General features: G+C 41.6%; 11 protein-coding genes and 1 tRNA gene. 8 read left to right on the top strand and 4 right to left on the bottom strand.

Features of this window, described 5'->3' with window-relative positions:
* Positions 1-283: 283 nt before the first annotated feature.
* Positions 284-2,542, bottom strand: coding sequence for an IMS domain-containing protein (locus ACM0OW_RS14950; RefSeq protein WP_414550886.1), 2,259 nt, complete (start codon positions 2,540-2,542; stop codon positions 284-286).
* 694 nt (positions 2,543-3,236) lie between these two features.
* Between ACM0OW_RS14950 and pdhA the strand changes: the two genes are divergently transcribed.
* The 7 genes from pdhA (at position 3,237) to ACM0OW_RS14915 (ending at position 12,186) form a co-directional block, all read left to right on the top strand.
* A complete protein-coding gene (pdhA, locus tag ACM0OW_RS14945) occupies positions 3,237-4,271 on the top strand; it encodes a pyruvate dehydrogenase (acetyl-transferring) E1 component subunit alpha (protein WP_414550885.1) in 1,035 nt (344 codons plus the stop codon).
* 344 nt (positions 4,272-4,615) lie between these two features.
* On the top strand, positions 4,616-5,488 hold the full coding sequence (locus ACM0OW_RS14940; RefSeq protein ID WP_414550884.1) for an aldose epimerase: 873 nt from the start codon (positions 4,616-4,618) through the stop codon (positions 5,486-5,488).
* A 57-nt stretch (positions 5,489-5,545) separates the two neighbouring features.
* Positions 5,546-5,617, top strand: a tRNA-Lys gene (locus ACM0OW_RS14935).
* Positions 5,618-6,039: 422 nt separating this feature from the next.
* Positions 6,040-7,119: a class II fructose-bisphosphate aldolase gene (gene fba, locus ACM0OW_RS14930; protein WP_414550883.1), complete on the top strand. Its 1,080-nt coding sequence runs from the start codon at positions 6,040-6,042 to the stop codon at positions 7,117-7,119.
* Between the two features lie 152 nt (positions 7,120-7,271).
* The gene (locus ACM0OW_RS14925) at positions 7,272-8,921 is read left to right on the top strand and encodes an alpha/beta hydrolase (RefSeq protein ID WP_414550882.1); all 1,650 of its coding nucleotides are present in this window, start codon (positions 7,272-7,274) and stop codon (positions 8,919-8,921) included.
* 1,031 nt (positions 8,922-9,952) lie between these two features.
* On the top strand, positions 9,953-11,050 hold the full coding sequence (locus ACM0OW_RS14920; protein ID WP_414550881.1) for a mechanosensitive ion channel family protein: 1,098 nt from the start codon (positions 9,953-9,955) through the stop codon (positions 11,048-11,050).
* 5 nt (positions 11,051-11,055) lie between these two features.
* A complete protein-coding gene (locus ACM0OW_RS14915) occupies positions 11,056-12,186 on the top strand; it encodes a mechanosensitive ion channel family protein (protein ID WP_414550880.1) in 1,131 nt (376 codons plus the stop codon).
* A 168-nt stretch (positions 12,187-12,354) separates the two neighbouring features.
* Here the strand turns inward: ACM0OW_RS14915 and ACM0OW_RS14910 are convergent, their stop codons facing one another.
* Both ACM0OW_RS14910 and cysS read right to left on the bottom strand, forming a co-directional pair.
* The gene (locus ACM0OW_RS14910; RefSeq protein WP_414550879.1) at positions 12,355-13,461 is read right to left on the bottom strand and encodes an AI-2E family transporter; all 1,107 of its coding nucleotides are present in this window, start codon (positions 13,459-13,461) and stop codon (positions 12,355-12,357) included.
* A 76-nt stretch (positions 13,462-13,537) separates the two neighbouring features.
* Entirely contained in the window at positions 13,538-14,986 is a 1,449-nt protein-coding gene (gene cysS, locus ACM0OW_RS14905) for a cysteine--tRNA ligase (protein ID WP_414550878.1), read from the bottom strand.
* Positions 14,987-15,172: 186 nt separating this feature from the next.
* On the opposite strand from cysS, the gene ACM0OW_RS14900 reads away from it, so the two are divergent.
* Positions 15,173-16,243, top strand: coding sequence for a CobW family GTP-binding protein (locus ACM0OW_RS14900; RefSeq protein WP_414550877.1), 1,071 nt, complete (start codon positions 15,173-15,175; stop codon positions 16,241-16,243).
* 225 nt (positions 16,244-16,468) lie between these two features.
* Here the strand turns inward: ACM0OW_RS14900 and ACM0OW_RS14895 are convergent, their stop codons facing one another.
* Positions 16,469-18,001, bottom strand: coding sequence for a SagB/ThcOx family dehydrogenase (locus ACM0OW_RS14895; RefSeq protein ID WP_414550876.1), 1,533 nt, complete (start codon positions 17,999-18,001; stop codon positions 16,469-16,471).
* Positions 18,002-18,077: the final 76 nt, after the last annotated feature.

Raw genomic sequence — 18,077 nt, 5'->3', positions numbered from 1 at the left:
ATTCGGTTTGATGGCATGGACTAAATGTCATGCTTTCATAATATTTTAATTGCAAAGCAGCTAGAAACCCCAATCCACAAAGGAAAGTGTTGAGTGGTTAGGGGCGCAAGGCCTTGCGCCCCTACAACAAATGTGGTTCGTCGAAATCCTGAGTAAACCCGCCCGGACACCAAATGCTGAGGAGAAACCTAGTATTTTGTCACAAAATAATTGACGGATATATTTTCTGTAGAGACGGCGATAAATCGCGTCTCTCCAACCGTCTCAGCTATAACGGTTTCAGCTAATTAATCACTGACATACTTTGAATACGCCAAACACCGCCTTGTCGAATTAAAGAATATCGTACCCGTAAGGTTTCATCAGTAAAATTTCTAATCTGACCCTTGTCATAGAACTGCGTTACTTCCCTGACTGTAGCCACAATTACACCTTGATCCAATTTTTGATCAACGTATTCCACCTTCACAGTGTGGTCATAAGTCCGATGGCGATTCTGTAACCTCTCTTGTTGAGCCAGTTGCCGCCATTGGGAAAGAGTTTGACCTGTTAAAATTTCTTGTAAGCCATCCACATTATATTTTGTCCCTAAAGCTGCGGCTTTAGTAGATAGCCAAGTTTCAATAATTTCTTGTGCTGTCGCATCCGTCAAAGAATTTTCTAGGAGTGGCGAACTACTGCTTTCGTCTGGAATTTCTATGGGTGGTTCATTAAGTTGGATTGATAACTGTTCACCTTGTAAAACTGGCGCAGGGGAGAACCAATTTTTTACCCATCCAAATGTTGTTGAAACTAACAGCCAAAAGACTAAGATCCCTGCCAAAGAAGCAAATACAGTCCAAACCAGTCGAGTTCTCCCTTCTAAGGTAGCCGCAAAAGCTTGTTGCTGTTGGGGATAACCCCCATTGCTAGTTTGACGCGGCTTTCGCCTCCGGCGTTTTTTGACTTGACGAGGAGGAGTGGAATGAGTTGCACCATTGAGATGATTCTGAGTCGCTCTGCTTGTGTGTTCAGGATGAGAAAATGGTGCTACATCTGTTGGTGAAGTTCGATGTGGTGGTGTATTCCCAATACTTGGCGATTCGTGGACATTTTCATGTCTTCTGTGATTTGGCGTTGCGGCTAAATCGGGAACAGGTTTTCTACCTTGGGCAAATTGTGGAGAAACACCAGTGGAATGATAATTGTGGTGTGGGGGCTGGGAAAAAGAATGACGGTTAATTACAGCCCATTCTTGAGTGGTTTCGGCATCAGTAGGTAAGGCTTCTAAATAAGCTTGTACCTGTTGGTTAGCAAAATAATCTTTCAGCGAGGCTGGCTGTTTAGCTAAATCTCGAAAGTGCAGGAATACTTCATCTTGTAACCACTGTTCTGCATACAAGCATAGCCCTGGTAACAAGTCGGGAGAGTCTAGGGATTTTTCGCGAATTAAAGCTAGGGCTTCGTATTCTTGACTTAGTTCTAAAACACGAGTGGCTTCTTCGGTTTGACCTAGTAGCAACGCACACAGTGATTGTTCTAAATGCACATCTTGACGTTTTCCCAAACGCATCAGCATTTGTTTGGACTGACGAATTAATGCAGGTTGACGTTGAGTGAATCCCCTGGCTAATAGGGCATAAACCGCCAAGTATGTGGCCACAGCAGAGGGACGCTTGCTTTCCGCTTCAAAAAGTTTATGCTGTTCGGCAACTGTTAAATAGTTGCGTAATTGTTGAATAAACCGCAAAAAATCATCTATATTCAGACCAGATTGATCATTGCCAGTACCATCGATGCCACCGCGATCGCTCAAGATATCATGCAAAAATGCTAGTCCTTGCCGTCTTTCTTTCACCTTTTCTACAGGTAAGGCCAGCAATTCCAAAATTCGATATGGGCGCAATTTATACAAGTCAGCCTGCATTTCGGCCTGTACGCTGGCAAATAGCCCTTCACGCGCTAGCAGTTCTTGACCAGTTTCTAGAGAAATGGCCGCATTTTCATAGAACCCTTGCTGCCAATGCTCTCGACCTAGTTCTAGACAAGCCAAAGCCACCGTCAGAACAATATCTGGGTAGTCAGAATTTTCGAGAAATTCCTCACTAGCCAAATTATTAGCCAATCTGGCAGACGCTATCCCGCTTTGAGTCGTAAGATAATTATGACCTAGCTTTAATACCAGTTCATATTCTCCCAATTCTTGCAGAATTAACAAAGCACCAACCAATTCCTGTTGGGAAATGTCGATACTCAGACTTTGGATGTCAGGATCAGTCTTGTTGCTTTCTGTGTGGGTTCCCACAGCAACAGTAGCGTTACCATTGCCGTCAGGGCCATAGGCATGGGCAAGATAAAGCTGGTCATAACTGCTACGTTCTTTTGGATCGGATAAAACCACGTAAGCTTCTTCAATGAGTTGTTTGCGAGAAGAAATTGCTGCTTGAGAATACTCTCGTCGCGGCAACTGCACAATGCGATCGCTGTACGACTGCCGCAACTGTTCATCACTTGCCGCTAACGGTAATCCCAAAATTCGGTAGTAATCTAGCGGAATTCGCACAGTCTACTTCCCCTGCACCGTGATCAACATAATTCACCTAGAGCATTCCAGCCATGTAAAACCGTGCCACAATTGTACGGTTAATAATACCGTGACCGACTTATACTATAAGTATATATTGAGACAATTGTTTTTGTTACTTCCTAAAATTTGAATTATATTTTAGTGGTAATATTTCGCATTGCCTAGAAAGCGCCAATACTTTGTTGGAATTCTGAGTATTTTTACTTGTAAGCACTTATAGTTACTGATCGTTCACGGATTTTTCCGGCTACGCAGTTCAAGAAATATCTTTAACAGGATATTCTTAATTAAAGATTCGTGATTATAGCATAAATGACTGCAATTTAAAAGTATCGAGCTACAGAAAAAAAATTGCCTGATTCATTTTTGCCAAATTGTTCATGGATAGGCAGAAACCAAGCTATCCTGATTGATAGCCTATGAACAGGAGTAGAGAGTGAGAAAACTCACGGGTGTATCTGTTGCCGTTAGGGTAAGATCCTCGCAGAGCGTGGGTAGAACCATCAAAAATTCACTCATTGTTTTGCCTCTATTGCTGATAAACCTTTTTGGTGCATAAATTTTGGTAGTTGACTTCAGAACATCCTAGCTAATGAAAAGCAGATATTGTCTGAGCGCAACTTATTTAACATGGTAAATTTCAGTTTTACTATAGGAATACTAAAAAATAATGGTTCAAGAACGCACGTTACCTACATTTGATACTGCCACGACTAACATCACGAAAGCAGAAGGCTTGCGGCTGTATGAAGACATGGTACTAGGTCGCTCATTTGAAGACAAATGCGCTGAAATGTACTACAGGGGCAAAATGTTTGGTTTTGTCCACCTATACAATGGTCAAGAAGCCGTTTCCACAGGTGTCATCCAAGCCATGCGACCGGGTGAAGATTTTGTTTCCAGCACCTACCGCGACCACGTTCATGCTTTGAGTGCCGGCGTACCAGCCAGAGAAGTCATGGCTGAGTTATTTGGTAAAGCCACAGGATGCAGCAAAGGACGTGGTGGTTCTATGCATATGTTTTCTGCCGAACATGGTTTACTAGGTGGTTATGCCTTTGTGGCTGAAGGCATTCCCGTAGCAGCTGGAGCCGCTTTTCAAAGCAAATACCGCCGGGAAGTTTTGGGAGACCAAAAAGCCGACCAAGTAACAGCTTGCTTTTTTGGGGATGGTGCGGCTAATAACGGTCAGTTTTTCGAGACTTTAAATATGGCAGCTCTCTGGAAACTGCCGATTCTTTTTGTCGTCGAAAATAATAAATGGGCAATTGGGATGTCTCATGAAAGAGCAACTTCCCAACCAGAGATTTACAAAAAAGCCAGTGTATTTAACATGGTCGGCGTGGAAGTAGATGGTATGGACGTGCTAGCAGTGCGCGCCGTCGCTCAAGAAGCTGTCGCTCGCGCCCGTGCTGGTGAAGGTCCGACATTAATCGAAGCCCTTACCTACCGTTTCCGGGGACACTCCCTCGCAGACCCAGATGAAATGCGAAGCAAAGCCGAGAAAGAATTCTGGTTTTCCCGTGACCCTATTAAGAAACTGGCGGCTTATCTGGTTGAGCAAAATTTAGCAGACGATGCGGAATTAAAAGCGATTGACCGGAAAATTCAAGCGGTCATCGAAGAAGCTGTGAAGTTTGCTGAAAGCAGCCCGGAACCAGACCCCAGCGAATTATATCGCTTCGTATTCGCCGAAGACGTGTAGAAAGTGCTGAGTGGGTAGGGGCGGGTTTAAGCAGTAAATCTGTGGTTTGTCTAAATCCTTAGTAAACCCGCCCGGACAGGAGTGGTCAAAGAATGAATGTAGTGGCGTGGCAAGCCTAAAATAGTGCATTAAACGTAGGTTGGGTTAAGCGCAGCGCAACCCAACGCCGCCAATAATGATGTTGGGTTTCCTTACGTCAACCCAACCTACAATTTTTGCACCATTTTAAGCTTGCCACGCCAGTAGGGATAATTTAGGAATTGTCCCTACACAGTTTCAACGAAGACGGATATTTTATTCATGGGGATATATTCTAAATTCACCCTTAATAAGGACTAAAACTTGTGTTTACTATTACCCTTCAAGAGCAACAATACAAAACTTACATCCTCAGTGATGAAAGTGCCGGCTCTCAAATAGAAGTAGTCCCAGAAAGAGGCGGTATTATTACCCGTTGGCGCATCCAGGGAAAGGAAATTTTCTATCTGGATACTGAACGCTTTACTCATCCTGATTTGAGCGTCAGAGGCGGAAATCCGATTCTGTTTCCGATTTGTGGCAATTTACCAGATAATACTTACACTCATAACGGGCAACAATACACTCTCAAACAGCATGGCTTTGGGCGTGAGTTAGCTTGGGAAGTGATTGAGCAAAAAACTGAAGATAAAGCTAGCCTAACTCTCGTACTCAATAGCAACGAGCAAACCAAGGCAGTTTATCCTTTTGACTTTCAAGTAATTTTTACTTATGAATTGCAAGGCAATACTCTCGCAATTCGGCAGGAATATAAAAATTTGTCATCCACACCCATGCCGTTTTCGGCTGGGTTCCATCCTTACTTTCTGACTGGTGGTGATAAAAATCGGCTAGAGTTTCAAATCCCCTCTGGGCAGTATCAAGACCAAAATACTAAGGAAATTCACTCGTTTGACGGTAACTTTGATTTCAACCGCGATGAAATTGATGTTGCTTTTAAGGATTTGACTAGCCAATCTGCCACAGTCATCGATCCTAGCCGTTCGCTTAAACTGACTTTAGATTACGATAATATCTATTCTCATCTGGTGTTTTGGACGGTCAAAGGCAAAGACTTTTACTGCCTCGAACCTTGGACAGCCCCTCGTAATGCCCTCAATACTGGCGCAAACCTGACGGTCTTAGCTCCAAAGGCTAGCTGCACGGCATCTGTACAGTTAACAGCAAATCTTTTATAAAATTGGTTGCAAATGTCAGATGCTCATGCTATGATGGCAAAGTTGCAAAACAAAAAAGGGTCGCTAACTCAATGGTAGAGTACTCGGCTTTTAACCGATTTGTTCCGAGTTCGAGTCTCGGGCGACCCACTTTAAAGGTTAATGTAATTTTTTCATTGTGAGCGATCGCCAGAATATGATCAGCCACACGCTTAATCATTCTGTCGCAGATGAAGTTGAGTATAAAATCACAGTAGCCTCAAAGGATACTAGGAGATGCTTGATTTCTGCAAGTTAACTGTAGGGGCGCAAGGCCTTGCGCCCCTACGACAGATATGGTTCAAATACATGAAAACTGATGTAACTAAAGCCTTTAATGATAGTGTAACTTACTGTACAGTAGTAGATGGCAAGTATAGGGCATCTTTATGAAAGAGAGCGTAAAGTTATTCAACATAAACACCCTACACTAGTTATAATTTCCTATAAGTTGAAAAAAGTATTAAGATTAGCGTAATAATAACGCTTTTCTCACGTCGATTAGCTGAAAAACAAATTAGGAGGACTATAATATGGCGCTCGTACCAATGCGGCTGCTTTTGGATCACGCGGCTGAAAACGGTTACGGCATTCCTGCTTTTAACGTTAACAATTTAGAGCAGATTCAGGCAATTCTCAAGGCAGCAGCAGATACAGATAGCCCTGTAATTTTACAAGCTTCTCGTGGCGCTCGTGCTTATGCTGGAGAAAACTTTCTGCGTCACCTAATTTTGGCAGCAGTAGAAACCTATCCACATATTCCCATTGTCATGCACCAAGATCATGGTAATGCTCCTTCTACTTGCTACTCAGCAATTAAGAATGGCTTTACCAGCGTCATGATGGATGGTTCTTTGGAAGCTGATGCCAAAACTCCCGCCAGCTTTGAGTACAATGCCAATGTGACTCGTGAAGTAGTTAAAGTTGCTCATTCCTTGGGTGTCAGCGTTGAAGGTGAACTTGGTTGCTTGGGTTCCCTAGAAACTGGTGCTGGTGAAGCTGAAGATGGTCACGGTTTTGAAGGTACACTTGACCACTCTCAATTGCTAACTGACCCAGACGAAGCAGCAGACTTTGTAGAACAAACCCAAGTAGATGCTTTGGCTGTGGCTATCGGTACAAGCCACGGTGCTTACAAGTTTACTCGCAAGCCTACAGGCGAAATCTTGGCAATTAGCCGCATAGAAGAAATTCACCGCCGTTTGCCTAACACCCACTTGGTAATGCACGGTTCCTCTTCTGTACCAGAAGATTTACTAGCACTAATTAACCAGTATGGTGGTGCAATTCCTGAAACCTACGGTGTACCTGTAGAAGAAATTCAAAAAGGCATCAAGTGTGGTGTGCGTAAGGTGAACATTGACACCGATAACCGTCTAGCTATCACCGCCGCAGTTCGTGAAGCTTTGGCATCAAATCCCAAGGAATTTGACCCCCGCCACTTCCTGAAGCCTTCGATTAAGTATATGCAGAAGGTTTGTGCTGACCGCTATGAACAGTTTGGCACTGCTGGTAATGCTAGCAAGATTAAGCAAATTTCTTTGGAAGATTTTGCTGCTAAGTATACCAAGGGCGAACTCAATATGGTTACTAAGGCTTCTGCTAAAGTTTAATCTCGCCAAAAATTAAAATAGGGGCATAGCAACGCTATGCTCTTTAAAACAGGGGCATAGCAAAACTATGCTCTTTTAATTTGTCATCACTGGGGTAGTCAAGTACACAAATTTCCGTTATATTCCCGTAAGCGTTGATTGGTGAATATTTCATGGGAATAAACTGGAAAAACCTGAAGACAGTTGCAAGTTTTCTGGGCGCGATCGCTGTAACACAATTTTGTGGTACTAATACCTCTGTACGCGCTGCTGATACTGTTGTCGTGCGTTTTGGTCTGTTTGCAGAATCTATCTCCTTAGCGGAGTTACAAAAGGCTGCGGATACTGGGGAATTGCCCAGGGGTTTAGAAATTTACACTGGGAGAATATCTGAAGCACAACGCAATTTCTTAGTGGGAGCGCTCAGAGCCAGAGTACCACTTGATGTGGTGACAGTGAGTAGTTTACTCAATACTCAAATTGGCACAACGATTCTGGGTAATCTTTCTGAGGCTTTAGTCAGAAAAGACCAGGCGGGAGTACAAGCACTCAGAGCCGCATTTGTCTTAGGTGCTACGAAACCCCAGGGTCTTTCTATACTCAATTTTATTGCTGCTTATCCCAGTCAACGCCTAGAAATTAATCTCTTAAAGGCTTTTCAGGTGGCGGGACGTTTAAATACGTCTTTTTGGCGCACGCAACAGTTTATGCTAGCGATCGCACCCCAACTCGATTCGAGAACACCGCAGATTTCCCTACCATTTGACCCCAGCCAAACTGGAACGGCTCAAATAGAAGTATTGAAGTTGAATTGGAATGACCAAAAGCGCGATCGCAATATTCCCATTGATATTTACTCATCTAATGCCATAACTCCCGAAAAACCCGTAATTATCTTCAGCCACGGTTTCGGATCAGTGAACTATGAATTGCGCTACCTCGCCAACCATTTAGCATCTCACGGTTATGTCGTCGCCGCTTTAGAACATCCCGGTAGTAACGCCACCAATTCTAACTTAGCAATCAAAGGTAAAACCCGGCTTTTACAGCCCCAAGAGTTTTTAGAACGTCCCAGAGATATTAGTTTTGTCCTGGATGAATTAGAAAAGCTGAATCAAACAGCTAATCACCCATTGCAAGGGAAACTAGCAACTAATAATGCGATGGTGCTTGGTTATTCTTTTGGTGGTGGTACAGCCTTAACAATTGCTGGTGGTGAGTTACAATTGGAACGCCTCAAACAACGCTGCCAAAGTAACTTGGCTATTTTGAGTTTGGGGGAAACTATCCAATGTGTAGCTCAGGAATTGCCAGAAAATAACTATACACTACGAGACGACAGAATTAAACAAGCGATCGCTCTGAGTCCCACAAGTTCTTTAATGTTTGGTGAAACAGGTTTAACTCAGGTGCAAGTACCCACTTTAGTTTTAGCAAGTTCCGCCGATAAAAGCACCCCAGCCTTGACCGAACAAATAGTGGGATTTCATCAAATTCCTGCACCTAAATGGTTAGCTGGCGTGATTGGGGGGACTCATTTGAGCGTCAAAGACCCCAGTACCACTTTAGATCAAGTAGGAAAGCCGAATACGCCTTTTTCTGGTGGTGAAATTGTTGATGAACAAGCCGTAGATGTTCGTCAATTCGTTAAATCGATCACTTTAGCAATGGCTGCACAGCTAACTCCTGAAGCTGATCAATATGCTGTGTTTCTGACCTCAGATTATGCCCAGTTGGTTTCAACTCCCACTTTTCCATTTCGCCTAGTCACAGAAATTCCTCCTAGTGCTATATCAATGGTTAAAGAATTGCAGAGTAACTAAGATATCATGTTTGGTTTTTTCAACAAAGAATATTTTCTGATTAAAATTGCGGATGGCTGAGGTGAGAAAAATTCCATGTCTATGAAGAAATATAAATTATTTGTAGTGGCGTGGCCAGCTTAAAATATTGCATTATGTTTCTCTTGTGGAACAGGCATACTTCGACAAGCTCAGTACAAGTCTTGCCTGTTCTAAAAGTTTTATGGAAATGCAGTGAGTATATATTACTAGTTTTGCCGAGCGATCGCCTGATCAACAGAGATTTTTGCAAATTTCGATGGCAAATACATGAATCACATATTCTGCACAACTGGTTTAAAGACTAAATTTTTTAATTATTTTTTGGGCTTTAGTCTAGTTTCGATTTATAATGAATAGCAAAGATCAGGATACCGTACATAATAATAGGCTCTTATGCTAGCTAGCTGGTTATTGCTGCTGGTCTGTACAGCAGTGTGGGGCTAACAGCAGAAATAAAGCTTTGGTGAAAAGCTAGTCAAAGATTAGCCAAGTTTAACTCATCACAGCTATTTAGCCACCTACCTCAATTTGTTTGAGGTAAGTCCGAAAAATGTATTCGTTTGTACATTGATTTTGGATAAATAAATCCTGGGGATTAGCCTTGTCTAATCTGCCCTAAATTTGTAGTTTCATCTATTAAATGAACTAATGAATTTGGCTTAGTTTAAGCATTTGTACTTAAACACATTTTTCAGCATCCTATTATTTGGATGTTGACTGCAAGGTTTATCCGCTAAAATTCTCCAGCTTCTCACACACCTTTACCTTGAGTTCAGTAACATGAAAGACTTTGATTGTATATTAAATATCTGCATTATTTCAGTAGCCTATCTATCTAGCATTTACTTGTGGATAGCATTTTCTCAGCACTCAAATGAGTGAGCAATTATTGTAATATTGAGTGCGAAATAAATTTGAATCGTTGACTAGCACGCGTCTGTAAGAGGTGGTCAGCACTAATTTGTGTGCTGAATTGAGCCAAAGAGAAAATTGCATTATTCCCAGGATAAATGTTAGATTATTTACCAGAAATTATTACGATTAAAGAAATCACAATTGCCTTACTGGGGCTAATCGTGGGAATTGCTATCTTCGTAATTTTTCGTCTAAGTTTTGTATGGTTAAAATTACTCTTGAAACAATTAAAACTTTTCCAAGATCAAGCTATTTACCAAAAACTAATTAAACCTAATGAAAGTTTAATAATTTCTGTATCTATAATTTTTCTCCTTGAGTTTATTTCATTTGAATTACCGAAAAATAGCTGGTCTAAAACACTAGAAATTATCATTAGTTTAACTTTAGCGATCGCCACAAGTCTATTAGCTTCTAAATTATTTAAAAACTTCTTCGATTTCTACTTATTAAATGCTGCTTTTCAGACGGGGCAAAAAATTAGCAGTGAATTCCTCATCCTCTTTAAATGGCTAGCGAATATCCTGATTATTTTTGTCGCTATTCTAGTCTATGCCCAAAGTCATCAAATTAATATCTTAGGATTACTAGCCAGTTTAGGAATTGGTGGTTTAGCAGTAGCCTTTGCGGCTCAAAAGACTCTAGAACAAGTTTTAGGTGGAATTGTCATCTATCTTGACCGTCCCTTCGTCATTGATGATTACATCGGACTACCTGACGGTACTTTTGGTAGAGTCGAATCTATCGGTTTGAGATCCACTCGCATTCGTACCTCTGGTAAAGGAACCATAGTCATCGTTCCCAATAGTTCTTTGACGCAAGTAAATATTGAAAACTTTACTGGGGCGAAAAAAGTTATGTCTATACTTTATTTGACCTTTTATCGAGCTATCAGCAGTGAAGAAAAAGCGTTAATTCGGCAAGTTATTTTAGAAAGTACAAATGGTATTTTTGGACTTGATTCACGTAATACAGACGTAAGTTTCAAAAATATCAACAACAACACAGACCCAGACAAAAGTCAAGCGCAAGTTTCTTTCTTTATTTTGGGTTCTGGAGATGTTTCAATGGAATTACGTCGTCAACTTTTAGATTTAGCAACTCAAAGCATGACTCAATATTTGAAAGAATATGGTATCGCCTTTGAGATAGAAGAACCCACAATTTATGTTGACTCACCGATTACCATCTAGAAACAATGACCAAGATTTCACAAATTATCCTGGATTTTCTCCAGCGCGATAGCACAATATTATTCCTATCTAGATTTGGCTTATTTTTATTGTTCGTCCTGCTATCTGTACTCGCTGGAAGATACACTCCTACATTTTTGCGAATTGTCATTAGACGTTTTGCACCGCAGCAGGTAGCTAGCATTTATAACAATTTAATTGAACCTATTAGAAACTTATTTAGAATCGCTGGTACTTTAATTCTAATTTCTTTATCCTTAGCATGGATTAGCGAATATCAATCTATATATAGATTTCTTACACCCATTTTAGACTTAGCTGTTATTATTAGTTTAGCTTGGCTATGCTCTCAGTTATTTAGGCAATTTATTCGAGCCTACGGCATTGAATTAGTGGGTAAATTGGGACGAGAAGTAGACGAATTGCTTTTAGTATTTGAAACTCTAGCAAATGTAATGATTGGATTCATTGCTATTATTGCTTTTGCCCAGAGTCAACAATTTAATTTAATTGGTTTATTAACTGGTTTTGGTATTGGTGGACTAGCCATCGCCTTTGCTGCTCAAAAGACACTAGAGCAGTTGTTAGGAACCATTGTATTGTATTTAGATAGACCCTTTATTCCTGGAGAATATATTCGTTTACAGAAATCTCCCCAAATCCCGGAAGGATTATTTGGCAGAGTTGAATCAATTGGGATTCGTTCCAGTAAAATTCGGACTGCGGCTAAAAGCACGTTGTTCATTATTCCTAATTCAATATTAGCAAATTTAGAAATTGAAAATATTACGCGAGGTAAGAAAGTAATGGTGTTACTTTACCTCGATTTTGTCACCGTCCTAGAGCATCAAGAAAAAGCTTTAGTTGAGCAGGTGGTAGCTGAAAGTACGAACTCCTTGTTTGGCATAGATCCAGGAAGCACTAGTATTACTTTTTTAAATCATAATTTGGTAAAGCAGACAACTCGCACAAGAGTAACGTTTTTTATATTAGGTTCTAGCGATAACTCTCTACAATTACGTAAACGTTTATTGGAGTTAGCAAATGAAAAAATTTCTAAAAAACTAGTTACTTTTGGTATTGAGTTTACAATGCAAGAACCGACAATTTATGTAGATTCACCAGTCACACTTTGACTAATTTGTAATTCGTAATTCGTAATTCGTAATATTTCCTATGGCTAAAGCCACGCTGCGCTATCGGAAACGCTACGCGAACGTAATTCGTAATTCGTAATTCGTGATTCGTAATTCGTAATTCGTAATTAAATGGGTACAAGCGCCCCCACTAATTCTAACTACGAATTACTTTGACACACTATCGGCTATCTTATCTGAACTAAGATAAATAGCGGATTGTTCTTCATTCAACAACTTCGGCTGTAAATACAGATTTTCCACCAGTACACCGACACCAGCGACCCAAGGCGGGACAATGACAGCGCCAATAATGCCTAAAACTTGTGTTCCTCCCAATACGGCTAAAAGTTGATATAAAGGACGGACTCGCACTGAAGAACCTACCAGTAAGGGGTCAAGTACATAGGTTTCTAAATTTTGAATGATCACAAATAACAGCAATACCCAGAGAAAAGTCAAGCCACTTTGGGGAATTGCCACAATTAATGCCGGAATTGCCCCTAATACTGGACCGACAAAGGGAATTAAGTTGGTAAACCCAGCAATTACACCCAAAGCTAAGGCAAATTCTGATAGTCCCAAAATCCTTAAACCCAAGGTAATCACAACCCCTAAAATGGCGGAAACTAAAACTCGCCCTTGAATATATCCCCCCATGCGGCGAGAAATTGGTATAACTTGGTCGGCTAGACGTTCATCCCAGGGTTGGGGAAACAGACTCACCAGACCTTTAATTAAGCTTTTACTTCCAGCCACCATATAGGCGGACATTACCAAAGCTAAAATCAGATTGACTACGCCGCCAATAAAGCCACGAGTAAAGCCGAAGGAACGCACGACTAGCTGCTGACTAGAACGAAATAACCAATTAGTTACTGATTGAAGATCAAAAAATTCTTCTACTGACTCGATTTGAGTGATTCCCAATCGCAAGGCGAAATTTTCGGCCGCAATCACTAAATTATCTAAATAAATTGGCAATTTACTCGCTAATCGCTGGATTTGCTCTGAAACAGATGGTCCAATGATTAAACCTGCGCCAATTAATCCAAAAATTAGGCTAACATACACGACAATTACGCCTAGCCAACGGGGAAGACGCAATTTTTCGGCGGCGTTAACTAAGGGCGCGATCGCAGCTGCTATGACTACAGCTATCATTAAAGTTAAGATTAAACTCCGTAATTGCCACAGTAAGACTACGAGAAAGAAAACGGCGACAATTAGCAAGAGGTCAGCTAAGGAAATAGATTTACGCTGGTCATTAGTCATTGGTCATTTGTTATTAGTCATTAGTCATTAGAAAGTTACTGTCTTCTCTCCCCTGCACCCTGCCCCCCTGCCTCTTCTAGCGATGCCAGCGAGTACCATCACGGCTATCAATTAATGTTATACCTTGTGCTTGTAGTTGATCACGAATGCGATCGCTTTCGGCAAAATTCTTGGATTTTCGGGCTGCTTGTCGTTGTTCAATCAGGTTCTCAATTTCGGCATCACTTAAACCTGCAACTGTTTCAGCTTCTGCTTCTGGCTGTGCGACTAAACCAAAGACTTCTGCTAATGTAACCAAGGTTTGCCACTGTTTTTGTAACTCCTCTGGAGAAGTTTCGGTTTTTCCTTGATGCACAATGATATTGCCTTGGCGGCGCAGTTCCTTCGCTAATTCAAATAACACCGCTAAACCACCGGGAAAATTAAAGTCATCATTTACAGCTTCTTGGAAACGCTGAATGTGAATTTCCGAAGTTAAATTTTCCCCCGTCCCCGGTTCCCATCCCAGTTTTTCGCCATATTCATAGCCAAATAGTAAACCTTCTTTGAGGGTGTGCCAGCCGTTCGTTGCAGCTGCGATCGCTTCGTCGGTAAAATCTATAGGTTTCCTGTATTGTGCCATGAGGACAAATAACCTTACAGCCATTGGCTCAACATCTCGATTCAGCAAGTCGCGAATAGTGGTAAAGTTGCCCAAGGATTTGGACATTTTTTCACCATCAACTTTCACCATGCCGTTATGTAGCCAGTAAGTTGCTAGGGGTTTACCTGTAACGGCTTCTGATTGGGCGATTTCGTTTTCATGGTGGGGAAAAATTAAGTCAGCACCACCAGCGTGAATGTCTATTGTCTCACCCAAGCGATCGCGCACCATTGCCGAGCATTCTATATGCCATCCCGGACGACCTGGCCCCCAAGATGATTCCCAAGCGGGTTCTCCTGGTTTGGCGGCTTTCCACAGGGCAAAATCAAAGGGGTCTTTCTTTTTCTGATATTCTGGATCTTCTACCTGTACGCGATCGCTAGCCCCGGCCTGCATATCTTCTAATTTGCGCCCAGAAAGCTTACCATATTCATTAAACTGCCGGACTGCATAGTAAACGTCACCGTTGGCAGGGTAAGCAAAACCTTTATTTTCCAACTCATGAATTAAGCGCTGAATCCCATTCATGGTGTGAGTCGCACGGGGATATTCATCAGCTTCCTTAATTCCCAACCGTCCCATATCCTCAAAATAGGCGTTGATATAACGTTCCGCCACAGCTTCCATCGATGAACGTTCTTCGCGCGATCGCTTGAGAATTTTGTCATCAATATCGGTAAAATTTTGGATATAGCGCACCTCATAACCGATAAACTGGAGGTATCGACGCACTATATCCCACACTATACAAGCTCTGGCATGACCCAAATGGCAGTAATCATACACCGTCACACCGCAGTAGTACATCTTAACCTTGCCTGGTTCCACTGTGGCAAATGCTTCTTGACGACGGGTGAGAGTATTGTAAAGAGTTAGGGTCATAACAGAATAATTATCAAATCTAGAGATACGTAATAATAGGGTAAAACAGCTGCAATCACAGCCCATCATCCCTATGCTAGTACGGCACGGCAGAAATAAACCATCCCTTCCCGAAAATGAACCCCTAACGGTCTCGTAATTACGAATTACGAATTATTTCACTTTTTGATATAAAAGCACAGCGCTATGCAATCAGTAGTTAGTTCCGAATTTACAGCAATGGATGCACCCAAGCAAGGAATGCCAGTCACCATCATTACTGGTTTTCTAGGTAGTGGTAAGACAACTTTATTGAATCATATTCTTACTAATCAACAAGGTATCAAAACTGCGGTATTAGTGAATGAATTTGGAGAAATTGGCATTGACAATGAGCTAATTGTCTCCACAGAAGAAAATATGGTAGCTCTCAGCAACGGTTGTATTTGCTGCACTATTAATAATGATTTAGTAGATGCCGTTTACCAAGTTTTAGAACGCCAAGATAATCTTGATTATTTGGTAGTAGAAACCACTGGTTTAGCTGACCCGTTACCAGTTGCTTTAACCTTCCTCGGTACAGAACTAAGAGATTTAACCCGTCTCGATTCAATTATCACGGTAGTAGATGCAGCTAATTACAGTCTGGATTTATTTAACTCTGAAGCGGCATATAGTCAAATCGCCTATGGTGATATCATTATCCTGAATAAGGCAGATTTGGTTGATGAGGCGGCGTTGAATGATTTGGAACGCAAAATCAATGAAGTCAAAGAAGGTGCTAGAATTATCCGCACGGAGCGATCGCAAGTTCCACTACCTTTAATTCTCAGCGTGGGTTTGTTTGCATCTGAAAAGTATTTTGATGAACCAGATCAGCATGACCACGACCATGAACACCACGATCATGATCACTCAAAATGTGACCACGATGAGCATGATCATGAACACCATCACCATGATCATTCCCACCATTTAGAAAATGATGGTTTTACTTCCATCTCTTTCCAAAGTGACCAACCTTTGGGGATTAGGAAATTTCAATATTTCTTAGATAATCAATTACCCGCAAATATTTTCCGGGCTAAAGGAATTCTCTGGTTTGAAGAAAGTCCCAACCGTCATATTTTCCACCTTTGCGGTAAACGTTTTACTTTGGATGATGATCAATGGAAAGGTACACCGAAAACTCAGTTAGTGTTTATTGGTCAAGATTTAGATCGTGAAACTCTGATGTCGCAGTTAGAAAATTGCCTTTGTGTTCCTTCTGCAAATTAACGTCTTAAAATTAGTTAACAGTAGGGTGGGTATAGCCCAAGGGGCATGGCTCCGCTAAAGCGCAGCGTAACCCACCATAAACTTCAATAATGGTGGGTTACGGACTACCGTCCTAACCCACCCTACAAATAAGAAAGTAGGGATTTTATTCCTTGGAAGTCCCTTCTACAAACTAAAATTTTAAATCAGTTAACTGTTAACTGATAACTGATAACTGATAACTGATTACCTTGGTTTTCCTAGTGTTGTCACATATATCACGGCTTCGTCTGCGGGAATGCCTAAAATCTCGTTTACTTGGTCGTCGAAAAAGCCACCGATACCACTGACACCTACACCCAGATTAGTTGCGGCTAAGTTTAACCTTTGTCCTAAATGTCCCGCATCTGTATGTAAATAACGGTAAACGCGATCGCCATATTGTGCGATCGCAGTTTTAAGATCAGCTGTATGAAATAACACGGCGGCTGCATCTCTCCCTAAATCTTGCCCCAAGCAAAGAAAGTGTAACTCACGCCGGAAGTTTTTAAAGCGAATTTGTCTTAATTCTTGGGCTTTGGGTGCGTAATAATAACAGCCTGACTCCAGACCTTTTACCCCACTGACGGCAATAAATGTTTCAATTAAATTCAGGTCAAAGTAATCTGGAGAACTATCTAAACCTTGGTCGATGTAATTTTGTGGTTGATAGGTGAAATCGAGTAAACTTTTGAGTTCATCAAAGCTTAAATTCTCACCACTGTAGGCGCGGGTAGAACGTCGCTTATACATGGTGGTTTCCAAATCTGCTAGTTTTGCTCCCCAGGAAATCGGTGTGGTAGCTGTGGGAATTTTGAGACAGAAAGGAAAATTGTATTTATCTTCTAAGATTTTCTCTGGCTTCACCTTTGGTAAATTCACCTTACCAGTTACACTTGGTTGAATTTGGGTGCGACGATGAAAATATTTCAGCAGTTCACCATCGGGAATGGGTGGATAATTAGTTTCGCTCGCAGATGGTAAAGCTGTACATCCTAATGGCAAATTTTGTTGCACATCTAATAAGTCTGCCAGAGGTAGGACAGCGATCGCACCTTCTTGTTGCGAATCTATATATAGTAAATCATTAACGGCTTCATCGACAAAACCACCAATCAAGTGGGGGCGATAGTCATTCATCGCCGCAGCTAGTTCTATATTGCCCAGCAGATGCCCTGTATCTAAAAATATGCGACGATAGGCTCTATCTTCGTATCGCCAGGCTGAACGATAAAAAACCCCAGTTATGACAATTGCCAATTGAGTATTTTCAATGGCTGGATGCCAAAAACAAGCTTCTTGTAAAGCCTGCCAAACATCGCTTTCCCAGTAATGCATCAGGGAATGAGTCCGACATTGGTAATTATATAATCCCGGTGGTAATAAGGGCGTACCACGGGAAACTAGATACACTTCCGCCGGATATAACCCCCCTGCACTGGGGGCAGCGCGTAAATATACCGCACTCCCCATTGAAGGCATTCTTGCCGTTAGTCCGTAACTGCGAAACAATAACCGGGAAAGTCTTTGCCACCATTGAGCATCTGGGTTATTAGCAAATGTCTCTAATGTGTCTTGGATATAGGGTTTGAGGTCGAAAGTTGTCCCAATTTTGTACTCTTTAAACGGTACTGGCTGTTTAGCCCAGTCTAACCCCTGAGATTTGGAGGCAAGAGTCTCAGGATCGTATTTAGTCCGTTCGTGGTAGTGTTGAGCGATGGATTCGCGTAGTTCTGGCATATTAATTTCAATACTCTTGGCTTCCTCCTTTTGATCTTGACATTCATCAGCCTCATTGTTTCGTGTTAATTAGTAC

It is taken from the genome of Anabaena sp. CCY 0017, from assembly GCF_963920885.1.
Lineage (GTDB): Bacteria > Cyanobacteriota > Cyanobacteriia > Cyanobacteriales > Nostocaceae > Nodularia.
The sequence above is the reverse complement of the archived record's forward strand: the minus strand, read 5'-3'. Positions and strand labels throughout refer to the sequence as shown.

Bases quoted from the DNA above. Each gene is read 5' to 3' on its own strand.
- pdhA (WP_414550885.1), top strand. From the start codon at position 3,237: ATGGTTCAAGAACGCACGTTACCTACATTTGATACTGCCACGACTAAC.
- fba (WP_414550883.1), top strand. From the start codon at position 6,040: ATGGCGCTCGTACCAATGCGGCTGCTTTTGGATCACGCGGCTGAAAAC.
- ACM0OW_RS14925 (WP_414550882.1), top strand. From the start codon at position 7,272: ATGGGAATAAACTGGAAAAACCTGAAGACAGTTGCAAGTTTTCTGGGC.
- ACM0OW_RS14920 (WP_414550881.1), top strand. From the start codon at position 9,953: ATGTTAGATTATTTACCAGAAATTATTACGATTAAAGAAATCACAATT.
- ACM0OW_RS14915 (WP_414550880.1), top strand. From the start codon at position 11,056: ATGACCAAGATTTCACAAATTATCCTGGATTTTCTCCAGCGCGATAGC.
- ACM0OW_RS14910 (WP_414550879.1), bottom strand. From the start codon at position 13,461: ATGACTAATGACCAGCGTAAATCTATTTCCTTAGCTGACCTCTTGCTA.
- cysS (WP_414550878.1), bottom strand. From the start codon at position 14,986: ATGACCCTAACTCTTTACAATACTCTCACCCGTCGTCAAGAAGCATTT.
- ACM0OW_RS14900 (WP_414550877.1), top strand. From the start codon at position 15,173: ATGCAATCAGTAGTTAGTTCCGAATTTACAGCAATGGATGCACCCAAG.
- ACM0OW_RS14895 (WP_414550876.1), bottom strand. From the start codon at position 18,001: ATGCCAGAACTACGCGAATCCATCGCTCAACACTACCACGAACGGACT.